Source organism: Lactiplantibacillus fabifermentans DSM 21115, from assembly GCF_000498955.2.
In the GTDB taxonomy this organism is placed as follows: domain Bacteria; phylum Bacillota; class Bacilli; order Lactobacillales; family Lactobacillaceae; genus Lactiplantibacillus; species Lactiplantibacillus fabifermentans.
Genome location: NZ_AYGX02000081.1, coordinates 1 through 15,220, shown reverse-complemented (window position 1 = coordinate 15,220; position 15,220 = coordinate 1). Strand labels below are relative to the sequence as shown.

Below are 15,220 nucleotides of genomic sequence, written 5' to 3'. Positions count from 1 at the left end.
GTAAGGACTGTGGTTGCCAGTAAATGGTAATAACTGACGCAGTAGTAGTTGCGGCCAGGGCAGTCCCAAATTGGCACGATGTAAGCCCAAGACTAATGATTGTTTCCGGACGCGATTTTCGGTAAAATGGTTAGCAGACTGGATAGATAAGGACGAACAAAAAATATGCAACTAGAATTTTTAGGTACCGGTGCCGGCTCACCGGGGAAGTTTCGTAATGTGACGAGTACGGCCTTACGATTGTTAGATGAACGTAACGAAGTTTGGTTATTTGACGTTGGCGAAGGGACGCAACATCAAATCTTACGGACGACGTTAAAACCGCGCAAAATCACCAAAATTTTCATTACCCATTTACACGGCGACCACATTTTTGGGTTGCCGGGCTTTTTGAGCTCACGATCATTCCAAGGTGGCGACGAACCGTTGACGGTTTATGGGCCAACCGGGATTCGGGATTTTGTGATGACGGCGATGCGCGTTTCGGGCACCCATTTGTCATATCCCTTGAAATTTGAAGAATTGGGCCAAGATGGCGTGATTTTTGAAGATGACACCTTCAAAGTTTCGTTTGAACACTTAGACCACCGCATCGAGTGTGTCGGCTATCGCGTTGAAGAAGCTGACCATCCGGGTGAATTGCAAGCGGATAAATTAAAAGCACTGAACATTCCGAGTGGTCCCGTTTATGGGCAATTAAAAGCGGGTCAAACGGTCACCTTACCGGATGGTCGCACGATTAATGGCCAAGATTTCATTGCTGCGCCGCAAGCTGGTCGCACCGTGGCCATTTTGGGTGATACGCGCCGGACGCCGCATGCGATTAGTTTAGCGCGTAACGCTGATGTGCTCGTCCATGAAAGTACGTTTGGCAAAGATGAAGGCAAGCTCGCTCATAATTATTATCATTCAACGAGTACCCAAGCAGCGCAAGTCGCGAAACAAGCGGGCGTACATCAATTGTTATTGACGCATATTTCCGCACGTTATACGGGTAAATTAAGTAAAGAATTACAAAAGCAAGCGCAAACGGTCTTTAAAAATACGAAAGTTGTGCGTGATTTTGATTTAATTGACATTCCATTACCGCAGAAAGCCTAGGTGAAGCTAATGAAGACGGATTTAACGGGACAAACGGTCTTAGTTACCGGGGCGTCCAGCGGGTTAGGCGAACAACTCGCCTTGGCCGCCGCCGCTCAGGGCGCTAACGTCGTGGTGGCGGCGCGCCGCCATGACCGTTTAACGGCTGTGGCGGACCAATGCCGGATTTTATCGCAAGCCCAAGCACTGGCGATAAAATGTGATATTAGTAAAGTTGGTGACGTCGATCACGTCTTCACTACGATTGAAGACGTTTTTGGCCGGTTAGATGTCGTCATTAACGCGGCCGGTTTTGGCTATATGGCGGCTGCGACGGCGATAGATCAGGCGTTGGTTACCAAAATGTTTCATGTGAACACGCTCGGCGTGATGTACGTGAGTCAACGGGCGGCGCAAGTGATGGTTAAGGCCGGTCACGGTGAAATCGTCAATATTGCGTCGATGGCCGGGAAAATTGCAACGCCGAAATCGTCAGTTTATGCGGCTACCAAAGCGGCTTTAATTGCGTATGACAATGCCTTACGGTTAGAATTAAAACCAGCTGGCATCAATGTTTTAACGGTTAATCCGGGTCCCATCAAGACCGACTTTTTCAAAACCGCCGATCCGTCGGGAAACTATTTAGCTTCGGTTGACCGCATTGCGTTGAATTCGGTGAAATTTGCAGCACTAATTATTAGTAAATTAGGTCACAACCGGCGTGAAATCAACCGGCCGTGGGTGATGTCGGCCGCCAACCTTGGCTACCAAGCAGCGCCTAAGCTCGGGGACTTTTTGGCGGGGACGGTCTTTAACTTTAAGTAGGGGGACGAATTTATGAAAAATCAGTGGCGATTAGTCAGTGCATTAGTGATTGTGTTAGTCATTGTGGTATTTGCGATTTTAAATGTGGAACCAGTCCGGGTTAATTTCGGAATTGCGGCGGTCCATTGGCCACTTATTTTAGTCATCGTGATTACGCTCATCTTAGGGGTTGTGATTGCCGTGTTGATGGCGACGGTCAATTCCGCTAAAGAACGCAATGAACACGAAAAAGCGTTGGCGGATGCCCAAGCAAAAATTGACAAATTAACGGCTGAAAACAAAAGTTTAACGTTACGTTTGAATAATAAAGGGAAACAAAATCGCGATTCCGCGGCGGCGGCAACGGCGCCAGTGGCTTCGAGTAAATAATCGGTGTTGAAAGGAAGGATGGCATGTTAGCGGCCAAAAAGAAATGGGTCATGAAGACGGCGGCTGAAGATACTGCGCAAGTCGACGCCTTGGCAAAAGCGGTCACGGTTCCGCCCTTAGTGGCCAAGTTATTAATTGAACGAGGGCTGACAACGCCCGATGCGGCCGCGGCCTTTTTACATGCCGACCAACAACCGCTTTTAGATCCGTTGGCGATGCATGATATGGAAAAAGCCGTCGACCGGATTCAAGAAGCCATCGTTGCTGGTGATCAGATTACGATTTACGGTGATTACGATGCCGATGGGTTGACGAGTACGTCAATCATGTATGAAGCTTTAGACCAAATTGGTGCTAATGTGAATTACTATATTCCCGACCGGTTCAAGGATGGCTATGGTCCCAACCAAGCTGCTTTTGATAAATTAATTGCTAATGGGACTAAGTTATTTGTGACCGTCGATAACGGGGTTGCCGGTAACGCTGTGATTGATAATGTGATGGCCCAAGGAATTGACGTGGTCGTCACTGATCACCATGAGATGCCCGCAGAATTACCAAACGCGTATGCTATCGTGCATCCGCGACATCCGGAAGGTCACTATCCGTTTGGCGACTTATCGGGTGCCGGGGTCGCTTTTAAAGTGGCGACCGCGTTATTAGAAGAAGTGCCGGAAGAATTGATGGACTTAGCGGCCATTGGGACGGTCGCCGATTTGGTTTCCTTAACCGGTGAAAATCGGACCATTGTGACGTTAGGGCTAAAAGTCTTACGGCAAACGGCTCGTCCCGGGTTGGCGGCGCTGATTAAGGCCGCCAGCCTAGAACCGGACCAATTGGACGAAGTCAGCATTGGCTTTGGGATTGCGCCGCGGCTGAATGCGTTAGGGCGATTGCAGTCGGCGCAAAGTGGCGTTGAATTGTTGACGACCTTTGATGACGAACGGGCTCAGGAACTGGCAACGACGGTCAATTCATTGAATGAAAAACGCCAAGGGTTAGTGCGCGATATTTCGGCAGCGGCGCTAACCCAAGCGCAAACGCCGGAAAATCAAGCCCGCCAAACTTTAGTGATTACGGGTAAAGATTGGCATGAAGGGGTCTTAGGCATTGTGGCGAGCCATGTGGTTGAATCCACGGGTAAGCCGACGCTCGTGTTGAATGAAGCGGATGACGGTCGGCTCAAAGGGAGTGGCCGGAGTATTGAGGCCTATAACTTGTTTGCTGCCATCGACCCCGTTCGTAATGAAATGGTGGCATTTGGTGGTCACCATATGGCGGTCGGTTTAACGGTGATGCGTGACCAGTTGGATACGCTAAAAACGGCCATGGAAACTGCGGCGACTGAGCAAAACTTGGCTGACAATGCACAACCTATCTTACAATTAGATGGAGAGCTGCCGTTAGCGGAGGCCTCGTTAGCGACGCTCGACGCGATTAAGCAATTATCACCGTTTGGGACCGATAATCCGGCACCGTTATTTGAGTTAAAACCAACCGACGTCCCGCAAGCACGACAGATTGGTTCCGACCAACAACATTTGAAATTGCAATTGAGTGATGGTCAAGCGACTGTCGATGCGATTGCGTTTTCGATGGGGGCGGCGGCACCGGCTATCCAAGCGAGCCCGCATGATGTGGCGGTAGTCGGCGAACTTAGTTCCAATACTTGGCGCGACCGTACGACGCCACAAATCATGGTCAAAGATATTGCGATTACGGGCGCGCAGGTAATCGATGCGCGCACGCAACATCTAACCGCCCAAAACTTCAGTACACCGGGCGTTTACTTGTTTTTTCATCAAAATTTGATGAAGAAGCTCGCCACTTATGTGCAACCAACATCGCAAGCGATTTTAGTGAGTGATCAGACGACGGATTTGAGTCAGATTCCGACTGATCAACCGGTATTTATTGTCGATTGTCCGGATACGTTAGCCGACTTAACGGCGGTGTTGACAGCCTTACCACTCAATCAATTGACTTTATATTTGTATCAACGCAATTCGGTTTATTTGGCCGGGATGCCTAGTCGTGAGCAGTTTGGCAAGCTGTTTAAATTCACGGCGGCCCATCATGATGTGGACATTCATCATCAATTATCGCAAGTCGCCGCGCATTTGCATTTAGACCGAAATTTGCTTATTTTCATGATTCAGGTGTTTTTTGAGGTCGGATTTGTTAAAATAAATGATGGTGTCATGAATGGCGTTTCGAATCCGCAAAAAGCAGATTTACATCACGCCCCTAGTTATCAGTTACGCGAGCAACAAATCGTGGCTGAAGAAACGCTTTTGTATAGTAAATCGGCAGCTTTACAAGTTTGGATTAAGAATCAAGCTGCCGCTAAGAATTGAAGGAGCTGTTATTAAGCAATGGCATTAGACTTAACAAAATATATCGCAAGTATTCCGGACTATCCGGAACCCGGCATTATCTTTCGGGATATCTCACCATTAATGGCGGACGGTGAAGCTTACCGTGAAGCTACCGACAAAATCGTTAAATTCGCACGTGATAAACATGTTGATATGATTGTCGGACCCGAAGCGCGGGGCTTTATCGTGGGCTGTCCAGTCGCTTATGAATTAGGCGTTGGTTTTGCGCCTGCTCGTAAGAAAGGGAAGTTACCACGGGCCACGGTCAAAGCGACTTACGATTTGGAATACGGCCAATCAGCCCTTTACTTACACAAAGACGCCATTAAACCCGGCCAAAATGTGTTAGTGACCGATGACTTGTTAGCGACTGGTGGGACGATTTCTGCCACGATTGAACTCGTTAGAGAACTCGGTGGGAACGTCGTTGGGACGGCCTTCTTAGTCGAATTAAAAGACTTACATGGTCGTGACAAGATTAAAGGTTGCGACATTTTGAGTTTGATGGAATTTTAAAACTTAATTTGAATAATAAATTAGCTTTGGTTAACCATTTCGGTTGAATCAAAGCTTTTTTTAGTTGTGAGTACTTCAATTAACCTTTATATGCCAGCTGTGTATATAATGAAGATAAATTATTCATTAGATGGAGGTGTCGCGATGAGTCAGCCATTAGTCATGACGACTGAGCTAACTAAAGCTTGGCCAACTTTAGCTTTTGGGCCAGTGTCATTAACGATTGCATCCGGTGAGATTGTGGCGTTGATTGGTGAAAATGGGGCGGGGAAGACCACATTACTGAATCTATTAACGGGAGTGGTCCAACCGCAACATGGACAAGTGTCCTTTGCCACCGGTCACCCGACCTTTGGGATTGTGCCAGATACGTGTCCGTTTCCGGAAGAGCTGACGGCACGGGAAGTCGGACAATTACTCGCCACGGTGTACCCGCAGTGGCACTTGACCACCTACCTGAAATATTTAGACCAGTTACGCGTTGCAGCGACGCAACCATTAAAGACGCTATCGAAAGGGAATCGGGCCAAAGTTGTGTTTGCCACCGCTTTGGCCCATGATGCGGAGTTGTTGATTTTTGATGAGATGACGGCCGGGTTAGATCCGCTGGTACGCCAGACAATTTTACAGTTAGCCCAAGAATACGTGCAAACGCATCCTGCGGCAATGCTGATGACGACGCATATTTTGGAAGATGTTACCCAAGTGGCGACGCGGGCTTTAATTATGGCGCATGGTCAAATCGTGTGGCAACAAGCCGGTCCGATGCCATCATTAGCAGCGTTACGGCAACAGTTACTGCGGGCAGAAACGGAGGGCGATTAGCATGACAGCTTTATTTTGGCGCGATTTACTCGTTTTAAAACATAAATTACAGACGAAACAAATGTTGGTGGTCGGGGTCGCGTTTATTTTAGCCATTATGTTGAATACGCAATTGACATTAGTCGCCATGATCTTCATTCCATTTATGTTGAGCTTTTCGTTGATGACATTCCCATTTTCGGCCGATACCCATGATAGTTTTACGGTCTACTTGTTACGCAATGGTCGGTCGGTGCGGCAGTTAGTTCTGGCCCGATATTTATTTGAGGGTGCGATGATTGGGGCTGGCACTGGGCTAGGCTGGCTGGGGATTAGTTTAAAGTTCAAGCGGTTTGATTGGCGCTTGTTGGCTGGATTGCTCGGCTTAAGCTTGGTTTATTTAGTAGTGATGGTGCCATTATGTTATTGGTTTGGCATCAATGGCGGTTCGATGGTGGTATTTCTGATTCTGCTGGGGATGATTTTCATTCGCCAGCAACCCACGCTGATACGACAAGCTTGGCAACAAGTCCAACGGCACCCGGGACTGAGTGGCCTCATGATTGTGCTGGGTTATACGTTAGTTGGTACAGTTTCAGCTTGGATGGCATGTCGGGGCTTCAAGCATCGGTATTTGTTCTAGCTTGGTGGTGGTCGTTTCGTTAACTACCATTGTTAGTTGGATAGTTGTTGGTAAAACAGTTGTAATTGAAACTGTTTTGATTTAAAATGAATCGAAACAACTTAAGAGGTGATGAGATGCAACAAGGTGATACAACGAGCCATTGGTTATACCAAGCTAATCAAACGCAACAAGTTTATTTGAACACGCAGCTTAAACAACTCGGGTTAACACCGGATCAAGCGCGGGTTCTGGACTTTATCGCGGCGCACCCGCAAACTAATCAGCGGGCGGTTAGTGAGTATTTGAGTCGACAAGCAGCCAGCACTTCGAATTTAATTAAAGGCTTGCGGCAACGTGGTTGGGTTGACCAGCACTTGTCACCAACGAGCGAGCGGGAACGCCAATTGGTCTTGACGAGTAGCGGGGAAGCCTTGACGATACAAATCGCGGCGGCGTTTAACGCGTTACAACAACAAGTTGCCGCCGCGTTAAGTTCGACTGAAAGTCAGCAATTAACCAAACTACTACAAAAACTAACGATTCAATTGAGAGGATGAGGGTCCATGTCATTAACGACTGCCGAACAACAAGCAACACGTCAAGAATTACAAGCGAACTTTACCTTAACCGGCTTAGATTTAGCCACCGTAGCGACTGCGTTACAAACAACGCCGGCACATGTTCAAGCTGTCTTGGACTTGGAGGTTCAAGCGATTGAAGAACCATGGATTTTGCGAAATTATTTGGCCGAAGTTTTACGTAAACAACATGTTGAAGGCGTGCCTTACACGCGGTTATCCGGGTCACCGCGCCGCTTCTGGTTTTTGAACCAAGCGCGAATTGCGCGGGGCAACTTGGCCTAAAGCATGAAAAAAGCGTCCATCCTTGGACGTTTTTTTGTTACCATTTCTCAATCAGTAAGTTGACGGTTTGCTTATCAGTGGCAGCCGAGTCAGGATCATTTTTCTCAGCGTTCGCGAGCAGATGGAGTAGGTCGCTACGGAGCTGTTGTTCGCCTGCCGCGGACAGCTTTAAATCACTGAAGGCCGAAAACGTGGTCATTTGTTCAGCCGGCAGTTGGGCTTCAACTTGAGTTTCCAGTGCGGTTAAGAATTGTTGTTGATGGAAGAGTAGTAATTGCATCAATTCTGTCAAATGTTCCTGCGTCCAGGTGGAAGAAATATTGTTTAGGGCCGGAAATTGCGCGAGTTCGGCTTGCATGGCGGTATTTTGTTCATGCGTAAAATTGTAGCTGGAATAGTAGTACTCATCTAAATTTTTGACTTTAACTTGTTTGACGACGGTCAGCAAATCTGCTGCGACCAACTTGTTAATTGTGTAATACAACTGATTGATTGGGATATCGGTCGCCTGTGCAATTTGTTTCGGCGTTAAGCCGGTTTGGTCAGTCGTCGCGCGGATGACGGCGAGGACTTTTTCATCGGCCATTAACTTTGCTAACTGTGACCGGATTGATTTTGCCATATTTTTCACCTCGTTGTTAGCTTAGCTAATTGACAGAATTAAATCAACCAATTATACTTTATCTATCATTTAAATAAATTTAAGCGATAAAATTTAATTTTAATAAGTGATCAGTGATGCGAGCATTATGGCAAAATCGGACGTTTTTGACCTTAACAGGGGCGGATTTTTTTGAAACGTTGGGGATTAGTTTATTCAATATTGTGTTGCTAACTTACGCCAAAACTTTTACGGATGCGAAAGTTTTGATTTCGATTGTTTCGGTTGCCACCGTCTTGCCGGGTGTCTTCGGCATGTTCACCGGACGTTTGGCTGATCAGTTGGTTGCTAAACACCGTTGGTTGATTGGCACGAAGTTTTTACAGGCGGTCTTATACGTCCTATTAGCACAACTCATTACTGTCCACACGCGCGCGGTTTTTATGGTGGTGGTTGTAATCAATGTCTTTTCAGACATTCTGGGTGGTTTTAGTTCGAATTTACGGATGCCAATGTTGCAAGCCAAGGTGCCGACGACTATTCGTGAAGAGGCGATTGGGGTGAATCAAGGGGTGTCGACCTTTATGCAAATTATTGGGCAGGCCATTGGGGTTGCACTGATAGGCATGACCGGGGATTATCAATTAGCAGGTTACGTCAATGCGGGGACGTTCCTACTAGCCGGGTTAGTGTTATTGAGTGGTCAACGCAGTATTATCGTAGTAATAAACCGAGCGACCACGCAGCCAACTTGGCGCCGCCTGTTGGCACAAATTAAGACGGCCTTTGAAGCCAGCGTTGGCGTCAATGTGGTGGCTTTATTCGGCAATATCATGCTCATCAACGCGGTGGGAGCGAGTATTGATGCCATTATTAATTTGTTTTTACTCAGTCAGGGGACTCGCTTACCAATAAGTTTTAGTGTCGCGGTACTGATTACGAATACGATTTTTATCATTGGTATGATTTTAGGTAGTGTGTTACATATGGGGATTTTTGAAAGTTGGTCTTATCAACGCTTTGTGTGGATTACGATTGTGACGGTCACCGGTATTTATTTGAATTTGATGACGTGGCAAAATTATTGGTTGGTCGTATTTGGCATGGGAATTGCCGGCTTTTGTATGGGTCAAGTAAATCCCAAGTTGAATGCGAGTTTGTTGCGGGTCGCGGATGCTGAGATTGTGGGCAGCTTGCAAGGACTATTGACGTCGCTATCGGCGATTTCATTACCAATTGGTAGCATTGGGATTGTTTTAGTTTACAATGTCGTTTCAAGTGACGCGGCGTATTGGCTTTCAATCGTGCTATTGATGATGTCGGGTAGTTGCTTGTTGATTCCAACCCGTCAAGCCCGCGCTTAAAAACTGGCTAAATTTGCTAGATGTGCTATCATTAAACACAACAAGATAATTAAAGTGAGGTGAGTAAGATGGCAAATACCCAGTTGAGCGATGCCACGCATATTTTAGCGTATATTGCGTTGCATCAAAATGATGATTTGAAAAGCGAACGGATTGCTAGCAGCCTAAATACGGATCCCACGATGGTACGCCGATTGATGGGAAAAATGCGTAAGGCTGGATTATTGGTATCTACAAGAGGAATTGCTAAGCCGGAGTTAGCGTGTCAACCCGATCATATATCATTACGCGATATTTTTGTCGCCGTCAGCACGCGGCGCGATTTATTGAGTGTTGACCGGGATACGTCGCAAACTTGTCCGGTTGGCAGTGTGATTCCGACCGTGATGAGTGGCTATTATCGTGAGATTCAGAGTAGTGCGGAAGGGCGAATGGCCAAAATTACGCTACAAGACGTCATCAATGATATTGAACTATTACAAGCGACTTGATTTTGGGCACTGGTAACAAAATGGTTGACAGTTACCGGTGCTAGTTTTATATTATAGATGTGCTTAAAAAATACACAACAAATTCAGGAGATGTTACATAATGACAAAAATGACAGCAGGACGAGCTTTAGCTCAAGTATTAACCGCGTGGAACGTGGATCATTTATATGGGATTACGGCCGATTCAATTAATAACACCGTCGATGGCTTGTATGCTGAACGTGAAAACTTGAAGTATATTCAAGTTCGCCACGAAGAAGTGGGTGCGTTAGCCGCTGCGGCCGATGCCAAGTTGACCGGCAAGATTGGGGTTAGTTTCGGTTCAGCCGGTCCTGGCGCCGTGCACTTATTAAATGGGTTGTATGATGCAAAGATGGACCGGGTTCCAGTGTTAGCCTTAGTTGGTCAATCGGCCACTGGCGTGATGAATACGAACTTTTTCCAAGAAATGAATCAAGATCCAATGTTTGTGGATGTCGCAACGTTCCATAAACAAGTCACGAATGCTGAACAAATTCCGTATGTGGTCGATGAAGCCATTCGCTCGGCGTATGCGACTCATTCCGTATCAGTGGTCATTTTGCCGGATGATTTGTCGGGCCAAGAAATTGATTTTGACGGGTTCAAGACCGCTAATTTGACGCATGTGACGACTAAACCGGTCTTAGATGCCGCGGCCGTTAACACCGTCGCTGAACAACTGGCCGCTGCCAACCAGCCCATCATGTGGGTCGGTCAAGGTGCGCGGGCTAGTCGGGAAGCGGTCGTCAAAGTTGCCGAACAATTTAACTTGCCCGTTTTGAGCACGGCACCAGCGACTGGGACCATGCCAACGGACCATCCGTTATTTATGGGTTCTCGCGGTCGGTTAGGAACGAAGCCCGCTTTTGAAGTGTCACAAGCGGCTGATTTAGTCTTGTTTGTCGGGACTAACTTCCCATTTGCCCGCTATTTACCAGCTGGCGTCAAGTTTATTCAAGTGAATAACAATTTGGCAGATTTAGGCAAACAACATGACGCCGATATGACGGTCTTAGCGGATGCCGGTGATTTCTTAACGGCGTTGGCCGTAACTGGGGTCACTCGCCCAGTCACTAACTTTGTCACAGCTGCCAAACAAGATAAAGCCAATTGGGATACTTGGTTAGCTAAATTAGCCGCCGATGACCATGATGGGTTAGCGGCTGAAGGGGTCATGGCCGCAATTAAAGCAGCATCAGATGAAGATGCCGTCTTCGGTTTGGATGTCGGGAATAATACAGAATGGGCGATTCGCCAATTACCATTCAATCGTGACCAACGTTTTGCAATGTCGGCTTGGTACGGCACGATGGGCTTTGGTTTACCAGCCGGGTTAGCCGGTAAGCTCAGCAATCCTGATAAGCAAGTTTGGAGCATCTCGGGTGATGGTGGTTTTGCCATGGTGATGCCGGATATTTTGACGGAAGTGAAGTATCAGTTGCCAGTTGTTAACGTCGTTTTGGAGAACAAAGCACTGGGATTCATCGCCCATGAAAAGATTCAAGCCGGCCAAGCACCATATGGTATTGATTTGGTTGGCGCTGACTGGGCCGGTATGGCTGAAAATATGGGCGCCATCGGTTTAAAGGCGACAAACTTGGCAGAATTAAAGGTTGCTATGGCCAAAATCAAGCAGTTACAAGCTGACGGTAATCAATTGCCAATCGTTTTAGATGCGAAGATTAAGAATGTGGATCCGATTGATACGAGTTTCGTGCCGGTGGACCCGGACAGTTTCGATGCCGATACCATTAAAGCGTACCGTGAACAATACAACGTTTCGGGGAGTGACCAGCCAGCTTTGAGTAATTTATTGAAAGACTTAGCTTAGTCGCTGTCAAAAAGGCGTACTAACAATTTATTGTTAGCACGCCTTTTTTGTATATTACAATTATTCAGTTGGCGTCGTGTATTTAACGGCAGTGCCATAAGCGGCCACCGATTGCATATCGTCACTAATCGAGCTCGAGTCGAAGCGCATCATGACCACCGCGTCGGCACCCATGGCTTCGGCATTCGTCCGTAAACGATCAACCGCTACGTTCCGCGATTCATCTAACATTTTGGTATAGTCTTTGATTTCGCCACCAACCAACCCTTTCAAACCCGCGCCAATGTTGCGCATTAAGTTTTTAGATTGAGTAGTTAAGCCGAAGACTTCCCCTAAGACTTCATAGGTTTGACCCGGAATCTGTTCCGTGGTCGTGACTAAAATTTTTGACATGAGTTGCTCCTTTTTATTGGTCAAATTTGATAACCATAGGATAGCATAAGCCCGGTAAAAAGTTGTCTGATATGCACGATTGGTCCATTTGAATGAGTTAACGTTTATCAAAATAAGCTAAGCAACGTTAAGGTCGACTTAAGTTCATTGGGACCCGGTTAAGTTTTAAGTTAACGGTTGACCTGGGACGGGTTTCATATCATATAGTAAGGGTGAAGCAAAAATCAATCCTTGGAGGCCCTGGACATGCGACTATTTCAACAACAAAAGTTAACTCAAGTTTCCGCACCGGTTACTGGCACCCCAATCGACGTGCAAACGTTACCCGCACGCGCGATTACGGGCCAAGCATTGTTGGCGATGCAACCAACAGCAGCGCCGGTCTATGCGCCCGTGAATGGCGAAGTCCGTGCAATCACGGTGACAAGTATCCGCCTGCGAGGATTGAATGAACAAGATTATTGGTTACAATTGACCTCGGAAAGTGGTCAAGCCCACTTCGATTGGCAAGTCCGCGTCGGCGATACGGTATCACCGATTGCAGTACTCGGAACGTTGAGCGCCAATGCGATTAATGCCAGCACGGTCATTTGCAATGTATCAAAATCGAAAACGCCGCGGCATTCGAAATTGACTAGTCGGCTGTTGGCGGTGGTGGGGTATTAGTTTTCCATAGTAAATCGTTGATTAACGTGGTACTAGCGTCGGGATATTTTTGAATAAATATTTGTTCTTAAGGCGAATTATGCTATACTGTTTAAGTACCACATGGAGAGTTGGCAGAGTGGTAATGCACCGGACTCGAAATCCGGCGAACCGGCTAATACCGGCGCGCAGGTTCAAATCCTGTACTCTCCTTAAATTACGTAACAAATACCATTTGTGAGCCTCGCTAATCGTTGAATTAGCGGGGTTTTCATTTTCATTGAACGTTCAAAATCGTTACAAATTGACATAATGGTGCACTTTTTGGTGCACTTTGACGAATTTACGAGTCAATTTGGTGTCCTTTTACCCTCAAAAAGTGCACCAAATTAAAATTTAAATCGTCCGATTGCTCGTGCCAGTAGTGGTTTAGAGATATTACCAACACACTTCCGATGGTGTGGCTAGTGTAATACCTTTCGAGCCACGTTGAACAAAATGATTAATTAGTAATGAGTACAGCCTTTCGGGTAATACATTGACAACGTGTTATCAAAGCCTTTGTAGCACTAACCTTATTTAATAACACCAAAAGTGCGCCATTAGTTTACTTGTCAGCCATAAATTATTCATTAACGACGCTTGAAGGCGAAATGTAAGTTAATAAAGGTGATTGGATGAAATGGGGCAATGGCTGGTTGATGGGAATGTTGTTTGTATGTGGATGGGTATGGGGAAGAATGACGATTGAATTAGCGGAAGATACTATTAATAAGATTGTTGATGGCTTAATTACACGAGGATATAAATTTGCTAGAGGCGGATCTGAATAAGAACTGAGAAATATGAAACCATTGTTGACTTATTATCAATTGTTAGAAAACCATCTTGATGTCGAATTATCAGAGGTTGATAGTGATGTGCCATTGTCACAATATGAGCTTAGCTTATACTCATTACTTGGAGATCGGATGCAATCTAAAGAAATAATGGAGTTATTAGTAATATTCTCAACCGGTATAAAGAAACTTGTATGGTGCATTTGAAGAATAACGCCGGCACAAAGTTATCAAGAAACTGTACTTAATCGATGGTAAGTTTGCATGACTACAGTTAGCAGATTTTTATCAGGTTGACGAAAAGAGGATTTGACGGGATAACGTCAAGTAATTGATGAAATATCAATCATGATGTTTGGCACTGATGCCTTAAATTGCATGTCCAAAACGAGCTGAATGGGTGTCCAAAAATATCCGAATAGATGTATTACTATAGTCGTGTGAGATATGTTGATGCGATAGGAAAGCTATTCTTTCATTTCAGAATACAATATTGGTGGACTCCTTCAGGGTCCTAGCAGTGATGCTGGGGTTTTGTTATGCTTAAATTCTGGAGGGATGAATGTGAAGCAGTATTGTAAACAGTTGTTAATTGTTGTTGGAATCATATCAGTATTTTTGATTGCTAGATTAGTATTCTCAATTTCTGGTATGACAAGATTAGGCCCGTCAGATTGGATCCAGTTGGTGGCATCGGTGATGTCAGTATTTGCATTTGGGGGACTATTACTCCAAATTTATATCCAGAATATGCAGCGAAAGACTGAAAAAAGGCCACATTTAAACTTGTCGTTTAAAAGTTATGTACAAGCAGGCGATGTTGCAGTTTCAAAATCTAATAGCTGGGATTTTGAGAAATATTATAAGAGCATGGCCATTGTGAATACGGTAGACAATTCTGTTGCAATTGATGTACTTTTTGTTGCTACTTATGAAAGCAAAGAGGAAAAGGTAATTAAAGATTACCTTTTTCTAGCTGGGCTTGGAAAAAAGGTTTATTCTCTAGATTTTAAACACGGACGAGATTTTCAAAAACTTGAAATCTATTTCAGGAGCTCAGTAGAGGAATTGGGGAAAGTGACTTTTAAATTATCTGATTTTAATGTTGCGATTCCTCAGTATACTTGGGGTAGAAAATTAAAAAGAGAATATAGACATGTTTTAGATGAAACTAGTAAGAATCTTTTAGATAATAAGAGTGACTTTTCAATATACGAATTTGACGAAAGTGATTTAAAAGGTGCGTCTGTATACAATGCCGAAATGCGTAAGCGACATTTTGTTAACGATTCAAAGACGGAAGCAATTAATTACTATTTGTATGGAAATTCTGTTGGAAAAAATTCGGATAATAAAAAGTAATGGAAGGAGGTCTGAGTGATACAGAAACTAACAGTAAAACAGCAAAAATTTGCTGATGAATATATTATTAGTGGCAATACAACGCAGGCCGCCTTAAAGGCCAGGTACTCAAAGAAGAGTACCCGTTTTGTTGACTACGAAAACCTCACAAAGCACAATGGCTCCTATGTCAAGATTTTAGACAAATAAATGCGAATAGTCAGCGTCATAATT

17 protein-coding genes, 1 tRNA gene and 1 pseudogene are annotated in these 15,220 nt (G+C 45.4%); 17 read left to right on the top strand and 2 right to left on the bottom strand.

Translation table 11 applies throughout. The features are described 5' to 3' along the window. Positions 1-165: 165 nt before the first annotated feature. The 9 genes from rnz to DY78_RS07370 all read left to right on the top strand — a co-directional run bounded on the left by rnz (position 166) and on the right by DY78_RS07370 (position 7,460). Positions 166-1,101, top strand: a complete 936-nt coding sequence (gene rnz, locus DY78_RS07410) for a ribonuclease Z (protein WP_024624640.1) — start codon at positions 166-168, stop codon at positions 1,099-1,101. 9 nt (positions 1,102-1,110) lie between these two features. Next, positions 1,111-1,905 (top strand): SDR family NAD(P)-dependent oxidoreductase, encoded by a 795-nt coding sequence (locus DY78_RS07405; RefSeq protein WP_029778957.1) that lies wholly within the window; start codon positions 1,111-1,113, stop codon positions 1,903-1,905. A gap of 12 nt (positions 1,906-1,917) precedes the next feature. After that, complete coding sequence (locus tag DY78_RS07400) at positions 1,918-2,274, top strand: LapA family protein (RefSeq protein WP_024624638.1); 357 nt, start codon at positions 1,918-1,920, stop codon at positions 2,272-2,274. A 23-nt stretch (positions 2,275-2,297) separates the two neighbouring features. Then, on the top strand, positions 2,298-4,631 hold the full coding sequence (gene recJ / locus DY78_RS07395) for a single-stranded-DNA-specific exonuclease RecJ (protein ID WP_024624637.1): 2,334 nt from the start codon (positions 2,298-2,300) through the stop codon (positions 4,629-4,631). An 18-nt stretch (positions 4,632-4,649) separates the two neighbouring features. Beyond that, positions 4,650-5,168, top strand: a complete 519-nt coding sequence (locus DY78_RS07390; protein ID WP_024624636.1) for an adenine phosphoribosyltransferase — start codon at positions 4,650-4,652, stop codon at positions 5,166-5,168. Between the two features lie 144 nt (positions 5,169-5,312). Continuing rightward, on the top strand, positions 5,313-5,993 hold the full coding sequence (locus DY78_RS07385) for an ATP-binding cassette domain-containing protein (protein WP_024624635.1): 681 nt from the start codon (positions 5,313-5,315) through the stop codon (positions 5,991-5,993). Between the two features lies 1 nt (position 5,994). Then, a complete protein-coding gene (locus tag DY78_RS07380; protein ID WP_024624634.1) occupies positions 5,995-6,615 on the top strand; it encodes an ABC-2 transporter permease in 621 nt (206 codons plus the stop codon). A gap of 116 nt (positions 6,616-6,731) precedes the next feature. Next, on the top strand, positions 6,732-7,154 hold the full coding sequence (locus DY78_RS07375) for a MarR family winged helix-turn-helix transcriptional regulator (RefSeq protein WP_024624633.1): 423 nt from the start codon (positions 6,732-6,734) through the stop codon (positions 7,152-7,154). A gap of 6 nt (positions 7,155-7,160) precedes the next feature. Beyond that, positions 7,161-7,460, top strand: a complete 300-nt coding sequence (locus DY78_RS07370) for a DUF2316 family protein (protein WP_024624632.1) — start codon at positions 7,161-7,163, stop codon at positions 7,458-7,460. A gap of 37 nt (positions 7,461-7,497) precedes the next feature. Here the strand turns inward: DY78_RS07370 and DY78_RS07365 are convergent, their stop codons facing one another. Beyond that, on the bottom strand, positions 7,498-8,082 hold the full coding sequence (locus DY78_RS07365) for a winged helix-turn-helix domain-containing protein (protein WP_024624631.1): 585 nt from the start codon (positions 8,080-8,082) through the stop codon (positions 7,498-7,500). Positions 8,083-8,198: 116 nt separating this feature from the next. Between DY78_RS07365 and DY78_RS07360 the strand changes: the two genes are divergently transcribed. The 3 genes from DY78_RS07360 to DY78_RS07350 all read left to right on the top strand — a co-directional run bounded on the left by DY78_RS07360 (position 8,199) and on the right by DY78_RS07350 (position 11,768). Further along, positions 8,199-9,425, top strand: coding sequence for an MFS transporter (locus tag DY78_RS07360; protein ID WP_024624630.1), 1,227 nt, complete (start codon positions 8,199-8,201; stop codon positions 9,423-9,425). Positions 9,426-9,493: 68 nt separating this feature from the next. Then, the gene (locus DY78_RS07355) at positions 9,494-9,916 is read left to right on the top strand and encodes an Rrf2 family transcriptional regulator (RefSeq protein WP_024624629.1); all 423 of its coding nucleotides are present in this window, start codon (positions 9,494-9,496) and stop codon (positions 9,914-9,916) included. 100 nt (positions 9,917-10,016) lie between these two features. Next, a complete protein-coding gene (locus DY78_RS07350; RefSeq protein WP_024624628.1) occupies positions 10,017-11,768 on the top strand; it encodes a thiamine pyrophosphate-dependent enzyme in 1,752 nt (583 codons plus the stop codon). A gap of 60 nt (positions 11,769-11,828) precedes the next feature. Here DY78_RS07350 and DY78_RS07345 read toward each other — a convergent pair whose 3' ends face one another. Further along, complete coding sequence (locus DY78_RS07345) at positions 11,829-12,161, bottom strand: heavy metal-binding domain-containing protein (protein ID WP_024624627.1); 333 nt, start codon at positions 12,159-12,161, stop codon at positions 11,829-11,831. Positions 12,162-12,407: 246 nt separating this feature from the next. Between DY78_RS07345 and DY78_RS07340 the strand changes: the two genes are divergently transcribed. From DY78_RS07340 to DY78_RS15770, 5 genes and pseudogenes are all read left to right on the top strand, one after another. Continuing rightward, the gene (locus DY78_RS07340) at positions 12,408-12,827 is read left to right on the top strand and encodes a hypothetical protein (RefSeq protein WP_024624626.1); all 420 of its coding nucleotides are present in this window, start codon (positions 12,408-12,410) and stop codon (positions 12,825-12,827) included. A 104-nt stretch (positions 12,828-12,931) separates the two neighbouring features. After that, positions 12,932-13,019, top strand: a tRNA-Ser gene (locus DY78_RS07335). 464 nt (positions 13,020-13,483) lie between these two features. Beyond that, a complete protein-coding gene (locus DY78_RS16120; protein WP_156093455.1) occupies positions 13,484-13,639 on the top strand; it encodes a hypothetical protein in 156 nt (51 codons plus the stop codon). A gap of 570 nt (positions 13,640-14,209) precedes the next feature. After that, a complete protein-coding gene (locus DY78_RS07330; RefSeq protein WP_024624625.1) occupies positions 14,210-15,007 on the top strand; it encodes a hypothetical protein in 798 nt (265 codons plus the stop codon). An 18-nt stretch (positions 15,008-15,025) separates the two neighbouring features. Then, positions 15,026-15,160, top strand: a pseudogene (locus DY78_RS15770) (terminase small subunit); the annotation flags it as partial. Positions 15,161-15,220: the final 60 nt, after the last annotated feature.

Excerpts from the sequence above, each read along its gene's own strand:
- rnz (WP_024624640.1), top strand. The coding sequence starts at position 166 with ATGCAACTAGAATTTTTAGGTACCGGTGCCGGCTCACCGGGGAAGTTT.
- DY78_RS07405 (WP_029778957.1), top strand. The coding sequence starts at position 1,111 with ATGAAGACGGATTTAACGGGACAAACGGTCTTAGTTACCGGGGCGTCC.
- DY78_RS07400 (WP_024624638.1), top strand. The coding sequence starts at position 1,918 with ATGAAAAATCAGTGGCGATTAGTCAGTGCATTAGTGATTGTGTTAGTC.
- recJ (WP_024624637.1), top strand. The coding sequence starts at position 2,298 with ATGTTAGCGGCCAAAAAGAAATGGGTCATGAAGACGGCGGCTGAAGAT.
- DY78_RS07390 (WP_024624636.1), top strand. The coding sequence starts at position 4,650 with ATGGCATTAGACTTAACAAAATATATCGCAAGTATTCCGGACTATCCG.
- DY78_RS07385 (WP_024624635.1), top strand. The coding sequence starts at position 5,313 with ATGAGTCAGCCATTAGTCATGACGACTGAGCTAACTAAAGCTTGGCCA.
- DY78_RS07380 (WP_024624634.1), top strand. The coding sequence starts at position 5,995 with ATGACAGCTTTATTTTGGCGCGATTTACTCGTTTTAAAACATAAATTA.
- DY78_RS07375 (WP_024624633.1), top strand. The coding sequence starts at position 6,732 with ATGCAACAAGGTGATACAACGAGCCATTGGTTATACCAAGCTAATCAA.
- DY78_RS07370 (WP_024624632.1), top strand. The coding sequence starts at position 7,161 with ATGTCATTAACGACTGCCGAACAACAAGCAACACGTCAAGAATTACAA.
- DY78_RS07365 (WP_024624631.1), bottom strand. The coding sequence starts at position 8,082 with ATGGCAAAATCAATCCGGTCACAGTTAGCAAAGTTAATGGCCGATGAA.
- DY78_RS07360 (WP_024624630.1), top strand. The coding sequence starts at position 8,199 with ATGCGAGCATTATGGCAAAATCGGACGTTTTTGACCTTAACAGGGGCG.
- DY78_RS07355 (WP_024624629.1), top strand. The coding sequence starts at position 9,494 with ATGGCAAATACCCAGTTGAGCGATGCCACGCATATTTTAGCGTATATT.
- DY78_RS07350 (WP_024624628.1), top strand. The coding sequence starts at position 10,017 with ATGACAAAAATGACAGCAGGACGAGCTTTAGCTCAAGTATTAACCGCG.
- DY78_RS07345 (WP_024624627.1), bottom strand. The coding sequence starts at position 12,161 with ATGTCAAAAATTTTAGTCACGACCACGGAACAGATTCCGGGTCAAACC.
- DY78_RS07340 (WP_024624626.1), top strand. The coding sequence starts at position 12,408 with ATGCGACTATTTCAACAACAAAAGTTAACTCAAGTTTCCGCACCGGTT.
- DY78_RS16120 (WP_156093455.1), top strand. The coding sequence starts at position 13,484 with ATGAAATGGGGCAATGGCTGGTTGATGGGAATGTTGTTTGTATGTGGA.